Here is a 16,309-nt window from a genome sequence, read left to right on the forward strand (position 1 = left end):
CTTCTTTCTTTCCCTAGGGGTATCGCCACATGCCCATCAAGCTAACATTTTATAGTACCCCCAGAATGAAATTTTGTGCTAACCTGTAACAAAAAAGCTCACTTTTTCGTTTTGGGGAACAAAGAATTTCTTAATTTGCTGAACATAGGGTCACGTTACATACCTATCAAATTAAGAAAATGAAGTATCCCTTATTGTATAGAAAGATCAGGAAACGAGGAAGGATAATAGTTCTTCAGATTCAAAGGGAAAAAAATAATATTTTGAGTGTTAGGGCTTCCTCGTACGTTACGGAAGCTTTTTTAGTTGTATATTTCCTGTTTTTGAGAAAAAATAGAGAGGAAGGAGAAGAAAAAATGAAAATATGTATATTTGGATCAACAGGAAGAGTTGGATCAGAGCTACTGAAACTAGCATTACAAGATTTAAATGATATTACAGTATTAGTACGTGATCAGAATAAGCTTGCAGTTTCGCATAGGAATCTACATATCATCGAAGGAAATGTATTAGATGAAAATGATGTGAAGAAGGTGTTAAAGGAAGTTGATATCGTTATAAGTGCTATTGGAACAGATGGGAATGGCACGTTGTCGAAAAGTATGCCAAACATTATTAAACATATGAAAGAAGAGGGGATAGGACGAATCGTTACAATTGGAACAGCGAGTATTTTACAAGCTCGCACAAATCCGAAGATCTATCGGTTTCAATCGGAAGAATCAAAAAGAAGAAGTACCACAGCTGCCGAAGATCATTTAGCTGCTTATCTAGCCTTAAAAAATAGTGGGCTATGCTGGACGATTATTTGTCCTACCCATTTAATCGATGGCGAAGAAACGGGTATGTACCGAACGGAGGCAGATATGTTACCATTGAACGGATCGAAAATTACAGTGGGGGATACTGCTCATTTTTCCTGGTCTTTGATAAATAAAGAAGTATATGAGAATAGCCGTGTGGGCATCGCTTATTAAAAAACCATCCCTGAAAAGGGATCGTTAAAAAAGGTGTACCGCCACATCTCCATCAACTTAAGATCACATAATACCTCCAAAACGAAAATTTTGTGCCTTTTATAGCAACAAAGTTCATTTTTTTCGTTTTGGGGTTAACCTGCTCTGTTAGGTTGATGGGCATGTGGTGCTTACCCCATGTAAAATAAACCCCGCCCCTTTAGAAAGGAGCTTACATCACTGCTTATGTACAACACAGTGTAGCATCGCTAAAGGCATCTTCGGGAATATATACTTTACCATCTTTTATTTCATACGGAATGTTATTTCTTTTTAGTTTGGCTGTATCGACAGTGTCAACAGTGCTACCCCACTGTTCTAACTTACCGTTGTACTTTTGACAAGCAGATAACACTAAAAGAGCTGTAAAGCAGAAAAATAGATTTCTAAAACGATGTTTCTTCATAATACCCCTTCTCTTCCTTGATTGTACCATTCGGAAGAAACGATTTGTCATAAAAATTGGATGTATATTCCATACATGTAAGGTTTACATAAAACCACTTATCAGCAGTCAATCTATCTAAAATCCTATTAAAGTCCCTTTAGATATCTGAAGGGACTTTTCGTTTACATAATCAAACGTTATTACTAATTTGTAATTGCTCTAAAAGATAATCACAGACATCCACAAAAATACATTGTTTTTTAAAATTTAATAACAAGTATTTCAATTCAAATTCTTGATAAAAAATCTTAGTGATATATAGTTTAAACTCATCTAAATTAGGTTTTTCTGAGCTGTATAGCATATCTAAAGGAAGTTTAAATTTAGAAAATAAATAATCATTTTGGGCAAAAATCGAAACTTCTTCTCTAGTTAATCGATCATGAAATGTAATTAAAATTTTTGTTAAAGCCTTTACTTGTTCTTCTTCAAATTCATAATCTATAACAAATCCATAAAACGGGAATTCGTCTGACTGAATCATGCGTTGCATAAGTCTAAATTGATATCTTAATAAAGTCACTTCTTTGATTAAATCCATGTTCCTCCCCCTTTATTTTCCTAAATTAACCAGGTTATCATAACAATATATAACTTGAAATACAAATACTTATGATATATCACTCATACAATTTTAATTAACATAACGTCTCATTATCAGTAGTAAAACAAAAAACTCATTCTTTCTAGGGTTAGTACCAATGTCCATCAAGCTAATACTTTGAAGTCTCCAAAAAACGTAAAATTTTATTATTTTACAGTTATTTATGAGAATTTAACTTATTTTTTTCGTTTTGGGGAACAACCAATTTCTTAAGTTGATGGGCATGGGCTGTACCCCTATTTACCACAAAATAAGGGCTTGGTAAGTACTTTTGAACAAACTTTTATTTAAAGCAACACGTTGACCTTATTCTAATATGTAATATTATATATAAAAATATATTGATATAATTATAAGCGCTTACTATAATGAAAGCATAAAGATAAATCACATCTTAGCAACAATATAAGAGGAGGAAATAATATGACAATCGCAATGGCAGTTTTATCATTCTTAGGTGGAGTACTTCCATTAGTAACAGAGCTTTTAAAAGCAGTAATGTAAGTTTATTATTCAGCAATTATTTATAAAAATTATCATACAAATGATCTGTTTATCAAAAGTAATTTGATATGCAGATCATTTGTGTGAGTCTACATATGATAAAAAGACTTTATCCCCCATAAGGATTAAGTCTTTTTTTTGTTATTTACGAAACACGACAAAACAATAAGATAAAATAGCAAGAAAAAATTCAATATAATAATTAGAATTATATTGTGATATATGTCAACGGTAGATTCCAAAGAGATTTCCGTGTCTCTTCCCCCTACTTTTTCCCTTGTTATATAAAATCTATATAATAAATATGAAATTGAACAAATTAGACGTAACATCCTTTTAGAGCCGAATATCTTAAACAAACGTTTGTTTAATTTCCTCACAATTAATTGCTACATAATATAGGGTCCCACCACATCGCTATCAAGCTAAAATTTTATAGTACCCCCAGAACGAAATTTTGTGCTAACTTGTAACAAAAAAGCTCATTTTTTCGTTTTGGGGTAATTCTGAATTCTTAAGTTGATGGGCATGGGGTGTTTACTTCTCTTAAGTTGATGGATATATATAGTGACCCCTATTAGAGGTACAGCCAACGCACTAACATAAAACCCACGTTAAGGTATTTGTACCGTAACAATAATGAACGTTTATGTTACAAATATCACCGAAAAACAAAGTTTGGTAAAAAATGTATTACTATGACCTAGTTTTACACGTATCTCGGCTGAACCCCTAATAGAGATGTGCTGTTATTCCTATTAAATGATTTTCACAGCAGAACCGGATTTGGGGTGTATTTTTCTGAAAAATCAGATAAAAAATGATAAATATAAAGAACATTTAATTATAGATATAGTTTTTCAGTGAGTGAAATATAATTTTTATTATCAAATATTTACATAGGAGGCAATTATATGAATTAAAATCCCTGCCCTGCGTAAGTTTTATTAAAAAGTAAAATAATAGTTATTATTCTATTTGTTATAGAAAGGACGAAGAGAATGTCAATAGTTCAGCGTTATACAACGACTACAAATGGTGCGATGACGTTTACAGGTAATACACTAGGATTTGGTTCGAATAATCCTAGCTATAACGACATTGGAGCATTCATTACGTTGGATCTTACCCAACAAGTTCCAGGTTATCCAATAGGTAGTACATTGAATTGGAAATTGAATGCTTCTCAGGCAGTTCTGAAATTTCCTGTAGCTAGTGAAGTGCTGTATGCAGAGTTGATTTGGGGAGGTACCTCAAAATTTAACGCAGTGGATGTTACTGGAGATATTAACGTTCCCATTTCCTTAACTAACCCACAAGGTTCAATACAAACAATATCTCCTGATGCTACAACGGCCCAAGTAGTAGTGCATGAAAATCACACATTTTATATTCGTACAGCTGATGTTACTAAATTAGTAAAGGCGAGTGGAGCAGGTTCTTATACTGTAAGTGGGGTACCTGCCATAATCCAACGACCAAGTAAAAGTAATGCAGCAGGATGGACGCTTGCTGTTATATATAAAAATCCTTCTTTACCTTCACGCAATATGAACTTATATGTTGGTTTGGCATCTGTTGAAAGAGGGAATGTAGTGGATCAAAAAATCAAAGGTTTTGGGACACCTGGATCCAAACCGTTTCAGGCAAGAGCTTTATTGACTGCTATCGAAGGCGACAGTTTCATTTCTAAGGATCAATTTTTATTTGGTCCATCCCCAAGCCAATTACAAGCCATTTCTGGACCGAATAACTTAGTGGATAACTTTTTCGCTTCACAGATCAATGATGATGGTGGAAATTTAGATACTAGTGGGACAGTGGGAAATAGTAATGTATCCCCAGGGCAAAAACAGTCTACACAGCGTTATGGTTGGGATATTACGAATGTGGATATTTCAAACGCCATGGAAATCTCACAAACTGAAGCGACTGCTCGGTTCAAAACGGATATGGACGGATTCATCCTTTCTGGATTAGGGATTCAAATTGATGTGAATAGTCCGGAAATCAAGATGGACAAACAAGTGGATAAAGATATAGCAATAGTCGGAGACGAGTTAACTTACACGATTTTAGTAGAAAATAGTGGACTAGTGGAAGCACAGAATTCCATTTTTAAAGATATTCTTCCAGATGAGTTGGAATTTGTGCAGAATAGCTTAACTATCGATGGGCAAGCCAAACCCGGAGAAAATCCAGCTAAAGGAGTCAATATAGGATCTGTAAGCATAGAAGGGCCCGTCGAGATCATATTTAAAGTGAAAGTGATCGCAGTCCCTCCAGGTGGAAAGGTAACTAATACGGGTAAGCTGGATTACGAGTTCCAAAGTGCAGCGGGTTTGCCTCTCACATCAGGATCTAGTAGCTCAAATGAAGTAAATACTATCATTAAGCATGTACAAGTCGATCTGGTGAAAAGTGAAGATCGCTCGGTTTACGATAAAAAGGGAGACATCATCACCTACACGCTCGATATTACCAATAATGGAGATACTTCAGTAAATGCACTTTCTATTAAAGACGTCATCCCTATAGGAACTGTACTTGTTCCAGGGAGTGTAAAAGTAAATGGTGCACCGGTGTTTGATGATTTAACAACAGGAATTCCTCTTGGTGCATTAATTCCTGACCAAACAGCTGTGATTACATTTCAAGTAGCGGTGCAAAGTCCGTTGCCAGTGAAAGTAGATAACCAAGCAGAGGCAACTTATCAATTTCAGTTGAAACCGGGTAGCGATGTGCGTGAGGAAATAGTAACAAGTAACCTAATTACGGCGTGGTTGGAGACCGAATGTCAAAAAGCACAAAATCAGATTTTTGAATCAGTAGCACAACAAGAGCTAGGTTTGATGAAAATCCTTCAAGCAGAAAGTGTAAAGGTACAAGAAGCGGTAACCGCGTTTGAAGAAGAGAAAATCTCTGCCCAAGAACTCGCTAGGATTAATCAGAGTGTCGAAAAAGTAGTCCAAAAAGCTGCACAGTTAGAGAAATTATTAAAAGATAAATTAGAAATTGCTAAGCAAATTTGTTGTTAGTAGATTAGTGAGAAAGAAGCACAAGAATTTTTAGCTTTATTTAGATTGAAAAGGGGGAAGAATATGCCATTTATTCATCGTTTCACCCAAACAACCAATGGTGCAATTACATTTACAGGAAATACATTAGGTTATGCAGATGGAAGTACAGATATCGGGGCTTTTTTGACAACTGATAGCTCTAAACAAGTTTCAGGATATCCAGCTGGAAGTACATTGAACTGGCAAGAAAATTCCTCTTTGGCGATGCTGAAAATCCCTACAGACAGTGAAGTACTGTATGCCGAGTTGATCTGGGGTGGATCGACTAAAGATCAATATACTGATGTTCGTTCAGCTATCAATAATTCGATCTCTTTTACCACGCCAGCTGCTACTGTATCCATCGCACCAGATGCCCTCACTGCACGAGAAGAGTCTGTCTTTGGCGGTCAAGTTTTCTATGTTCGCTCTGCGAATGTAACTGACTTTGTACAAAAAGGTGGAGTCGGAACTTATATAGTAGGTGGTGTTCCCGGAACGGTAAGAGATTGTACTTTTCTAGCTTCTACTAATACGGTGGGATGGACGTTGGCCGTTGCTTATAAACATCCATTATTTAAAATTCGAAATATGAATATTTATGTTGGGTCTCAAGTGATTTCTATGTCTAATCCTCCAGTGGATGAGTTGATTTATAATTTTAAAACCCCAGAAGGTGGGGATATCCAGGGACGTGTCATGCTTACCGCGCTGGAAGGAAACTCTAATCTTCCTGGCGATCGCTTTGAATTTGGTCCCGATCGTTCGTCGCTTTCGGTGATATCTGGGCCGAATAATCCTGGAAATAATTTTTTTGCGTCGCAGATTAACGATGATTTAGGAAATTTAGATACTAGTGGAACTGCTGGAACGCTCAATAAGCCTCTTGGATCAGACGGATTTGGCGTACGATCTGGTTGGGATATCACAAATGTAGATATTTCTCACACGTTGCATCATAGTCAAACCGAAGCGATCGCCCGTATTGCGACAGCACAAGATACCTATTTGGTGAGTGGATATGGGGTACAGATTGACGCCAATAGCCCGATCATAAAAATGAATAAGTCGGCGGATAAAAAACAAGCTGTAGTAGGTGAAATAGTAACTTACACCTTGGAAGTAAAAAATGATGGCTATGTAGATGCGACTAATGTGATTTTTCAGGACTACTTAGATCCAGAGCTTGAATATTTACCAGATAGTTTACGAATTAGAGGTGCGGCATGGCCAGGGCAAGATATTGCTAAGGGTGTGAACATTGGTACTTTGGCTGTAGGAGAAACAGTCCTCATCACGTATCAAGCAAAAATCATGAAAGAACCTGAAGATAAAGTGGTGCATAATCAAGCATCGATGATTTTTGATTTTCAGAGTAGACCAGACTTACCTATTTCGACGGCGACGAGTATTAGTAATAAACCTGGGATAGAAGTGATTGAGCCACCTACCTGTGAAGAAGGGAAAAATCAGATCATCCAAACAATTGCTGAGGCGGAACAAAGCATTGCTAGGATTATGCGGGCAGAAGCAGAAAAAATTGAAGTAGCTGCTCGTGCGTTTGGGGATAAGAAAATAGAAGCCCAAGATCTCATCGCTGTCAATGAAAGTGTAGCGGATATGTTAGACAGTCTAATCATACTAGAATCGGTGCTTAAAGATAAACTCGCTGTTACTCAAGAAATTTGTGATTTTTGCTCATAACATCCATATATAATTTGATTCGATGACGGAAAGGGTGATGAAATATGTCTCAAGTTCGAGGGTATGTAAATATGAAAACTGAGGCGAATAGATTAACGGGGGATAGTCTGAAGATAGAAATCAATAAAAAAGTAAACAAAACTGAGGCAAAAGTGAAAGATAATTTGACCTATACCGTCCTTGTAACAAATATGGATCCAGTTGACGCACAAAACACTATCTTGAAAGATATCCTCCCCAAAGAGTTGAAGTTTGTTCCAGGCAGTGTCTTTGTGGATGGTGTGCCTCAATCTAGTGTGAATGTAAATCATGGGATCAAGCTAGGAATGGTAGGAACGGGAGAGCTGATTGAAGTGACATTCCAAGCGCAAGTAATCAATATTCCTCCAGATGAGCTAGTGAAAAATAAAGCAACCTTAAATTATGAATTTGAGAGTGCTCCTGGATTACCTATCAAAAAAGGAGAAGTAGCTAGTAATATAACAGAGACAAAAGTGATTGTGCGCCCTCCTACTAACTGTGAGAACAACCAAAGTAACATTGAATTTTCGATTAAACAGGAAGAGAAGGCCATTGCGGAGTTACTGGATGCAGAAGCAGAAAAAATACAGGCGGCTAATCAATCCCTAAATAATGGCAGAATTACAAAAGATGAACATAATTTGATTATTCAGAGTGAAAATGGTGTTTCTCAAGCATTATCTACATTGAAACAAGAACTACAGAACAAGAGAAATACAATTCAGGATTTATGTAGTGGTTGTAAGTAGAGAAGAAGGGGAAGAGGATGTCTCACTTTTCCTCAGATGTTCTTGAAAAATAGGGAATCTGATTCATCACTAATAAGGTATGAATTACAGAAAAGAAAGGAAGAGGCACATGTCTAATGTTCCGAAAGTGAGTATAGAAAAGGAAGTAGACAAAATTGATGCGGTGGTAGGAGATATTCTAACATATACGTTTACCATTTCCAATGATAGTCTAATTGATGTTACTAATTGTCATTTTAAAGACTTTCTATCAGAAGAGTTGAAGTTTGTTCCGAATAGTGTGGAAATTGACGGCGAATCAAAACCTGGTGAAGATCCAACGAAAACGATTGTACTTGATAATCTATCCATTGAAGGGCCTATCATTATTACATTTAAAGTTGAAGTGATTAAACCTCCTTCTAGTGGAGTGATTAGGAATAAAGCTTACATGGGCTCTCAGTATTCAGGTGGTTATGTAGATACCGTCAGTAACGAAGTACAAACCAATGTGCCAGCAGGACGAACAACCTGTGAATGGTCACGTGACTTGATCATTCATTCCATCGGACAAGAGGAAAAAGGCCTGGCTACGATTCTTCACATGGAAGGTGAAAAGATTCAAGCAGCGATTAATTCATTCCGAGGTGGGCGGATTAAAGTGACGAATTTGCTAGAAATTAACAAGAGTGCAAAGGAAGCAGTTCAGCAGATTGCTAATCTGGAAAAAGAGTTGAAGAAAAAGTTAGATCAAGTTAAAGACCTATGTTGTGGTTGTAAGTAGGGATAGAAATAGATAAATAGAGAAAGGGTGAGAATCATGGCGTTTATTCAGCGATATTCAACCACGACTAACGGAGCAATTACTTTTACTGGCAACACATTGGGTCTAAGTAATACCAATATCAGTTATACAGATATTGGTGCATTTATCACATTAGATTTATCTAAGCAGGTACCAGGATATCCTGCAGGTACCACACTGGATTGGAAAGAAAATGCTTCTGCTGCACAGCTTCGCTTACCAACGGGAAGCATAGTATTATATGCAGAGCTAATTTGGGGTGGATCAACAAAAACGAGTACCGAGGATGTGACGAGTGAAATAGATCGGGCCATAACGTTAATCTCGCCAAAAGGGAGCACCCTCATTACACCAGATCCGACTACGAGTCAGCAAGTAGCCCAGGCGAACCAAATATTTTATGTTCGCTCTGCCAATGTTACTAATCTTATAGATGCAGGTGGGACTGGTAAGTATACTGTTAGTGGTGTACCAGCGACAGTACAAAGATATAAAGGGAACAACGTGGCTGGGTGGACTTTATCTGTGGTTTATAAAGATCCTACACTGCCTCTTCGAAATATGAATGTTCATGTCGGAACTGCATCGATTGAGAAGACTGGATCAATAAGTCAGAAAATTGCTGGCTTCTCTACGCCTCAACTTGGGGATGTCAAAGCAAGATTGTTGCTAACCGCAATGGAAGGAGATTCTAAGATTCCAGGGGATCAGTTACTTTTTGGAAAAGATGTCTCTTCTTTGAATCCCATCTCAGGTCCCAATAATCCGATTGACAACTTCTTTGCTTCACAAATTAATGATGATGCAGGGAATCTAGATACGAGTGGTACCTATGGGAATGTAAATGTCACACCAGGAAGTGCCGAACCAGCAGTTCGTTATAATTGGGATATTACCAATGTGGACGCTTCTACAGCTATGGAGAATTCACAAACGGAGGCATTGGTTCAATTGACTTCGAAATCAGATGGTTATATCGTGACAGGTCTGGGTGTCCAAATTGATGTGAATAGTCCAGAAATCAAAATTAATAAAGAAGTAGATAAAGAAGCAGCTATCGTGGGTGAAATTCTTACTTACACTCTATTGATTGAAAACAGTGGAATGACTGAAGCACAAAAAACTATTTTAAAAGACACTCTTCCACCAGAATTAAAGTTTGTTGAAAACAGCTTACAGGTTGATGGCGTGCCTATACCTGGTGGGGATCCGACAAAAGGAGTTGACATTGGTTCCATATCTATCGAAGGCCCGACGGAAGTTACCTTTCAAGCTTTAGTATTAAAAGTGCCACCAGACAATCAAGCGGTGAATAAAGCTACTGTCGTGTATGATTTCCAAAGTGCCCCAGGTTTACCGGTCTCGGCAGGTACGGCAAATAGTAATGAAGCCATTACGGTCATTCGAAAAGTAGAGGTAGAGGTAGTTAAACAGCAAGACATGTCGGTTTATGTCAAGGCAGGTAACATTATAACTTATACCATTGAAGTTGCTAATACAGGTGATACACCACTGACCGATGTCGTAATTGAGGATCAAGTTCCAAATGGAACGAAGTTGGTTCCAGGTAGTTTACAGATAGATGGGCGCCCACTCTCAGGCAATATAGAAAGTGGTGTGAATATTGGTACGGTAGGGCCTGGGACGACGACAAGAGTCACCTTCCAAGTGTTGATTGGTGACCCAGTTCCTAAGAAAGTGACAAACAAAGCAAAAGTTAATTATAAATATAAGCTTATTCCTGATGGACAAATTTATCGTAAAGAAGAAATGACGAATGAAGTCACAGCTATTCACGAAAGCAATTGTGAAGAAGCACAGAAGAAAATCGTGACTGGTATTGGAGAAGCTGAGTTAGTGGCTGCAGGAGTAATCGTAGCAGAAAAATTAAAAATACAAGATGCAATTCGGGCCTTCAACGAAGGGAAGCAGACCGCAGAGGAATTACTCAATGTGAATAAACAGTTGACCCACAAACTAACAAAAATCATTTTAGACGAAAAGCTGCAACAAGACACATTGCAAAAAGCCAAAATACTTTGTTGCGATGGTATTGTTGGACTTGACTACAGTGGTGTCTATATCATCAAAAATAGAGGAAGTCAAAAAGTATTAGATATATCTAGCGCCTCAAAGGATAATAGTGCAAACGTGCAACAATGGGATTATAACGGTGGAGATCATCAAAAATGGGAACTAGAGAAGCTGGCAGATGGATATTATAAAATCAAAGCAGTTCATAGTGGAAAACTGCTTACTGTGTCTGGAGTTTCAAACAGTGATGGTGCGAATGTAGAGCAATGGGAAGACATTGGTGGTGACAATCAAAAATGGAAAATCGAAAAAAATTCGGATGGAACGTTTAAATTGATTGCTAAGCATAGCGGCCAATTACTCGATCTGAAGAGTAGTATGCAAAACAATGGTGCTAATATTCAACAATGGCCAGATAATGGTACAGATGCCCAACGTTGGGAATTGACAAAATTAAAATAATACTTTTTATAAATTAAAGTATGTGTTTCGCTATAATAGCACAAAGTAGAAGTATTTGCTTTTAATAAAAACGATAGAATTAACTTTAAAAAGAAAAGACATGAGTCATTGAGAAGTATAGACTCATGTCTTTTTTGTGTTATGGTATAAAAAGTTATTTAATAGAGACATAGAGCCAAAACAATCTGTTCAATTGTTACTTTGAAATAACGTTAGGATGTTTGTAAACATTTTGTTCTCTTTTGTGGAAAAGGAACGGCAGGCTGACGGGATTGCTCCTACCCAAAAACAGGGGGAAACGTTTAGGGTGTCCTCTAGTTGAAATTACAAGGGAATTTATAACGATTGGAAATCGAGTGTTTTTGCCCATTCCCTCGAAAAGGGGGAATAACAAAAATATACAATCGAGTGATTGAAATGTTAAATGATGGCAAAGCCATTTCTCATATTGTAAAAGAAATGGTATAACTAGGCAAACCGTCTAAAGAATAAAGCATGCCATATCTAGTTAAGACAGTTATATGATTATTTTATCCTGGTTCTCATTTGTCACGTAAACGTTTGTTTACGTGACAAATGAAAATGAAAGTTTAGACGCATGAAGGAGTTTTATAAACAACAAAAAATTCGATTTAAAATCAGATTGGAAATAAAAGTAAGTCTATGACCTATTTTTACACGTATCTCGGCTGGACCCCTTATTGTAGATTTGAAACAAAGTCGTACCTTTTATAAAAAAGCTGTACTGTTTTAAAGTTATCAATACCTAAAACGTAAAAAGTCATAAAAAATAAAGGGTGATACATATTAGTCATGTATAATATGTATCACCCTTGTAATTCTTGTTCAACAATCGCGCCCTTTTCTGGAACAACAACATTTTCATTTAATGATTTTTCATCCACTCTGATTTATTCAATATATAGTGATTGTATAATTCGTTTTCTATCGTCTGTTGACTCAGATAAGTAAATCCGCATTTTTCAATAACTTTATTTGATGAAACGTTGTTAATTAAAGCTACTGCGTTAATGACATCTAAATTTGTATTTGTAAACAAATAGTTAATCAATCCTTTAGACGCTTTAGTAGCGTATCCTTTCTTTTGAAATTCACTTGAAATGGCATACATAATTTCTCTATTCGGTGAAGATAGCTCATCTTTAATGCCTGTACAGCACCAGCCAATAAATTCATCTGTTTCCTTAATAAATACCCCTAGTTTTAAAAAATGACCATCTATGTTTGATGTATTTACAGCGGCATCAAGAAATGCTTTATTTGCTGGTATTTCATAATTGGTAACCCAATCTACCCTTTGTTCTTTTGTTGATTTCCAGTCTGGCAAGAAATTAAATATTTCGGGTTGATTTGAAATTCTGTATATACTATCTGCATCTTTAATGGAAAACTCTTGGAGATAGATATCTCCGCAATCTATTCTAAATAATCTTTCTGATGTTTTATGCTTCATAACTCTACCCCTTATAAGTCATATTTTCATTACTTCTTTTATTAAGCAATCTTATTCCATTTAGCTCCCTTTCCTTAATAACAATTATCTCAAAATTTAATTATTTATACAATTACATATTCCAGAATATGGTCCTTTAGTGGGGTAACTTTATTGCTACTCAACAGTTCCTTAATCCGACTTTCAGTTCAGATCTTCTTTTCACTATAAAAACATCCCTTTAGATAAACAGATCCAAAGGGACAAAACATCGCAACTTTGTTTAATTTATAAACGTCGCGACTTTATTATAAACACCGTGACTTTATTTAAAAGGGACACCTGTGAGTCGGGAGTTTTCCTGGTTGTTTTATTTAATATAAATTAACCTATATATAAGTTTGATCAAAATACATTTAGAATTCTTCAATCGAAAAGGCATAAAGAGGTGCAATTTTTTTGAAAACGGTTTAACTTTTTAATTAAAGAAAGTTATACCATTTCTAAAATATGTGTATCGTTTTCGTATGCTACACATGTCTTTCCTAAGTATTTGCACCAGAACCGATAAAGACAAGTTGTTTTCTTCTGTAGAAATTTAATTTATGTTTATGACGGTTAAAATTAATCCCACTATTGAGTGTATATAGGGATTAAACAAATATGTTTTAGTTCAAAATCCCCCTACGAAGTAGAGTAGGAACTCTGTTACTAAGTCTGAAAAACATTTCGCAGTGCTGAAGTTAGGAGCGAGAATAAATTTATTTTTGTAGGTGTACATTCAATTAGGTTATTAATAAACATAATGTAATTTGATAATTATTTTTAAATTAGAATAATTATATTTTGACAATGATTAAAACTAAATATATAATCTAAATCTGTCGAAAGAAATAATTAATTGACATGTTTTTATGAAATCATAAAAGAAAGAATAGATTTTGAATCAAGTTCTTATATCGAATAGATTGAATGTTAGTATTTTTTAAAATAACTTCTTTCCTAAATCATATACTAAATTTTCAACAAAAAATTTAGTATATGATTTAGGAAAGAGGATTACATAAATAATTAAAAATATTTAATATTTTAAGAGAGGAAGTGATAGCTTAAGTAGAACTTCATGCTTAATGAGAGGTATTATTTTGTTTTATGATAGTTTGTTTGCATAGCAAATGGAGGTATTTACAACATGCAGTAGACTCTGAAGAAAATACGAGTGATTTCTTCAAGAAAGCTTTCGGTTCTTTTCAAGTTTCTTAGTCTCATATCATAACAGTCAGAATCTGATTTATCCAATGACATAGAAGAGTTGAAGAAAGAGAAAAAGATGCTAGCAATAATTACTCAAACTAAGTGAAATATCTTAATAACATAATAGAAAAAGATTATTGATGTATTAAAAATCTGTTCCGTTATATGTTAGGAGTTTGAATGACTTTTTCAAAGCTACAGCATATTTGTAACAGCAGCCATTTCAATTTAATTTATAGGGGGATAACATGGCTATATATTTAAAAAGAGTAACTTCTCTTTTTTTAACTTGTATAATTTTTATGTTTACCATAGGTCAAAATCTTGTACCAATAATAGGACATATAGTAAACGCACAAGAATTAAATTCAACAGGATTTGTTGATAGTTTTAAAATTGACAAAACGACACTACAGTATGGGGAACCGACCGGAATAAGAGTGAATTTCAGTGATAAATCTGGAAACAATATGAAGTCTGGAGATACGTTAACATTAAGCTTACCTACAGAATTACGCGGATTTAAGGTGTCAATTCCGTTAAATAATGATCAAAATCGTAATTTTGGTACTTGTGAAGTAAATGACAGTAATGTGGTATGTACATTTAATGATACAGTTGAGAAACTTCAGAATATTAGAGGGCATTTTAATTTTACAGTTCAAGCTTCTAATATAGCAGTGGGTGAAGAGAAAAAAGTCCAAACAAATTTAGGGACAAATTTAGAATATCAAACTGTAACTATTGTTAATTCAAATGGTGGTGGTACAGAACCTGGACAGTTTTTCTATAAATCAGGTGATATTCAACCAGACAAAGCGGATGAAGTACGCTGGTTCTTGAATATGAATTTAAAAAAAGAACAGTTAAATTCTGATATTGTTTTGTCTGATAGTTTGCAAGAAGGTCAAACGCTTAATAAAAATAGTTTCGGAATAGAAATTAATGGAAATAGACCTTTATCAATTGAAGAATTTCAAAGTCAAGGTTATGGAGTGATTAAGTTTACTGGTGATAACTTATTTGAAGTCATTATTTATAAGAATTCTGCAAATGGAAAATCTTTTACTATTAGTTATAAGGCTACTATAAATGAAAGTGGAAAAAAACAAGAATTCTTTAAAAATAATTATACGATTAATTACCAGGTTATGAACGAAGAACCGGTTTCTAATTCAGATAGTGCCTCAGTCAAAAACATTGCTTTTGGTGGTGGTGCTGAGGGTGACTTACCTCCAAAAGGAACTTTAAGAATTATTAAGCATCTTGAAGGGGATGAAGAAAAAGTAATATCAAATGTCTCATTTAAGTTATATACAGAATCGAGCCAACAAGTTGGTGATGTGTTTACAACAGATGGACAAGGTATGGTTGAAATCACTGATTTACATCCAGGTAATTATTATGTACAAGAGATTTCAGCTCCGAAGTATATTGATTTTGATCCACAGGCAAAAATAAGTTTTAAGATTGATTCAAATGCTACAGCTGGAGTTAAATTGCCGATTCCTAATAAAATTAAAACTATTAATATTCCAGTATTAAAAAAATGGGTCAATGCAACTGAAATTAAACCTAACATTCAAATTCAGTTGTTGAGTGGTCATCATTCAGACGCGAATGCATCTGTTTTACAGACTATTAATTTAAATAATGGTGAGACATCTTATACATTTGAAAATTTACCTAAATACAATGAACAAGGTGAGGAAATTCAATATGATGTCATAGAAAATAGTATACCTGATGGGTATGAATCAGTTGTAACAGGTACTCCTAATGAAGGGTTTACAATTACAAATACTAAAAAAGAAATACCAAAGGTTTCAGTTACAGGAACGAAAACATGGAAAGACGATAACGCAAAAGATCGTCCGAAAATGATTAAAGTAGACTTACTACAAAATGGCCAAGTGGTTGCGATGCAAGAAGTAACAGAAGCAACGGGTTGGAAATATGAATTTAAAGATTTAGCTGGTTATGATGCCGAAGGCAAGGCATATAAGTACGAAGTGAAAGAACAGCCAGTAGATGGATATAAAACAGAAGTAAAAGGGTATGACATTACAAATACAAAAGTAAGTCAAACAAAAGTAGAAGGAACGAAGACATGGAAAGATGAGAATGCGAAAGATCGTCCGAAAATGATCAAAGTAGACTTACTACAAAATGGCCAAGTAGTTGCGACGCAAGAAGTAACAGAAGCAACGGGTTGGA

At 35.3% G+C, this 16,309-nt stretch carries 10 protein-coding genes; 7 read left to right on the top strand and 3 right to left on the bottom strand.

The genetic code is table 11. The features are described 5' to 3' along the window. Positions 1 to 356 precede the first annotated feature (356 nt). Positions 357 to 977 carry an NAD(P)-dependent oxidoreductase gene (locus tag C564_RS0127345; protein WP_018767580.1) on the top strand — a complete coding sequence of 207 codons (621 nt, stop codon included), beginning with the start codon at positions 357 to 359 and terminating at the stop codon, positions 975 to 977. 223 nt (positions 978 to 1,200) lie between these two features. Here the strand turns inward: C564_RS0127345 and C564_RS0127350 are convergent, their stop codons facing one another. Further along, positions 1,201 to 1,422, bottom strand: a complete 222-nt coding sequence (locus tag C564_RS0127350) for a hypothetical protein (protein WP_016115623.1) — start codon at positions 1,420 to 1,422, stop codon at positions 1,201 to 1,203. A 172-nt stretch (positions 1,423 to 1,594) separates the two neighbouring features. Next, the gene (locus C564_RS0127355; RefSeq protein ID WP_018767581.1) at positions 1,595 to 2,005 is read right to left on the bottom strand and encodes a DUF1878 family protein; all 411 of its coding nucleotides are present in this window, start codon (positions 2,003 to 2,005) and stop codon (positions 1,595 to 1,597) included. 1,568 nt (positions 2,006 to 3,573) lie between these two features. Here C564_RS0127355 and C564_RS0127365 point away from each other — a divergent pair. The 5 genes from C564_RS0127365 to C564_RS0127385 all read left to right on the top strand — a co-directional run bounded on the left by C564_RS0127365 (position 3,574) and on the right by C564_RS0127385 (position 11,385). Continuing rightward, the gene (locus C564_RS0127365) at positions 3,574 to 5,610 is read left to right on the top strand and encodes a DUF11 domain-containing protein (RefSeq protein WP_018767582.1); all 2,037 of its coding nucleotides are present in this window, start codon (positions 3,574 to 3,576) and stop codon (positions 5,608 to 5,610) included. A 63-nt stretch (positions 5,611 to 5,673) separates the two neighbouring features. Then, positions 5,674 to 7,335 carry a DUF7507 domain-containing protein gene (locus C564_RS0127370; protein ID WP_018767583.1) on the top strand — a complete coding sequence of 554 codons (1,662 nt, stop codon included), beginning with the start codon at positions 5,674 to 5,676 and terminating at the stop codon, positions 7,333 to 7,335. Positions 7,336 to 7,379: 44 nt separating this feature from the next. After that, complete coding sequence (locus C564_RS0127375) at positions 7,380 to 8,105, top strand: DUF11 domain-containing protein (protein WP_018767584.1); 726 nt, start codon at positions 7,380 to 7,382, stop codon at positions 8,103 to 8,105. Between the two features lie 109 nt (positions 8,106 to 8,214). Continuing rightward, a complete protein-coding gene (locus C564_RS0127380) occupies positions 8,215 to 8,868 on the top strand; it encodes a DUF11 domain-containing protein (RefSeq protein ID WP_018767585.1) in 654 nt (217 codons plus the stop codon). A 36-nt stretch (positions 8,869 to 8,904) separates the two neighbouring features. Continuing rightward, on the top strand, positions 8,905 to 11,385 hold the full coding sequence (locus C564_RS0127385; protein WP_018767586.1) for an RICIN domain-containing protein: 2,481 nt from the start codon (positions 8,905 to 8,907) through the stop codon (positions 11,383 to 11,385). Between the two features lie 886 nt (positions 11,386 to 12,271). Here C564_RS0127385 and C564_RS0127390 read toward each other — a convergent pair. Then, complete coding sequence (locus C564_RS0127390) at positions 12,272 to 12,859, bottom strand: GNAT family N-acetyltransferase (protein WP_018767587.1); 588 nt, start codon at positions 12,857 to 12,859, stop codon at positions 12,272 to 12,274. A gap of 1,535 nt (positions 12,860 to 14,394) precedes the next feature. Between C564_RS0127390 and C564_RS0127395 the strand changes: the two genes are divergently transcribed. Next, the coding region (locus C564_RS0127395) for a Cna B-type domain-containing protein (protein ID WP_231382365.1) at positions 14,395 to 16,309 on the top strand (1,915 nt) is incomplete at its 3' end.

The organism is Bacillus sp. 105MF (genome assembly GCF_000374885.1).
GTDB classification, from domain to species: Bacteria; Bacillota; Bacilli; order Bacillales; family Bacillaceae_G; genus Bacillus_A; species Bacillus_A pseudomycoides.

Bases quoted from the DNA above. Each gene is read 5' to 3' on its own strand.
- C564_RS0127345 (WP_018767580.1), top strand. From the start codon at position 357: ATGAAAATATGTATATTTGGATCAACAGGAAGAGTTGGATCAGAGCTA.
- C564_RS0127350 (WP_016115623.1), bottom strand. From the start codon at position 1,422: ATGAAGAAACATCGTTTTAGAAATCTATTTTTCTGCTTTACAGCTCTT.
- C564_RS0127355 (WP_018767581.1), bottom strand. From the start codon at position 2,005: ATGGATTTAATCAAAGAAGTGACTTTATTAAGATATCAATTTAGACTT.
- C564_RS0127365 (WP_018767582.1), top strand. From the start codon at position 3,574: ATGTCAATAGTTCAGCGTTATACAACGACTACAAATGGTGCGATGACG.
- C564_RS0127370 (WP_018767583.1), top strand. From the start codon at position 5,674: ATGCCATTTATTCATCGTTTCACCCAAACAACCAATGGTGCAATTACA.
- C564_RS0127375 (WP_018767584.1), top strand. From the start codon at position 7,380: ATGTCTCAAGTTCGAGGGTATGTAAATATGAAAACTGAGGCGAATAGA.
- C564_RS0127380 (WP_018767585.1), top strand. From the start codon at position 8,215: ATGTCTAATGTTCCGAAAGTGAGTATAGAAAAGGAAGTAGACAAAATT.
- C564_RS0127385 (WP_018767586.1), top strand. From the start codon at position 8,905: ATGGCGTTTATTCAGCGATATTCAACCACGACTAACGGAGCAATTACT.
- C564_RS0127390 (WP_018767587.1), bottom strand. From the start codon at position 12,859: ATGAAGCATAAAACATCAGAAAGATTATTTAGAATAGATTGCGGAGAT.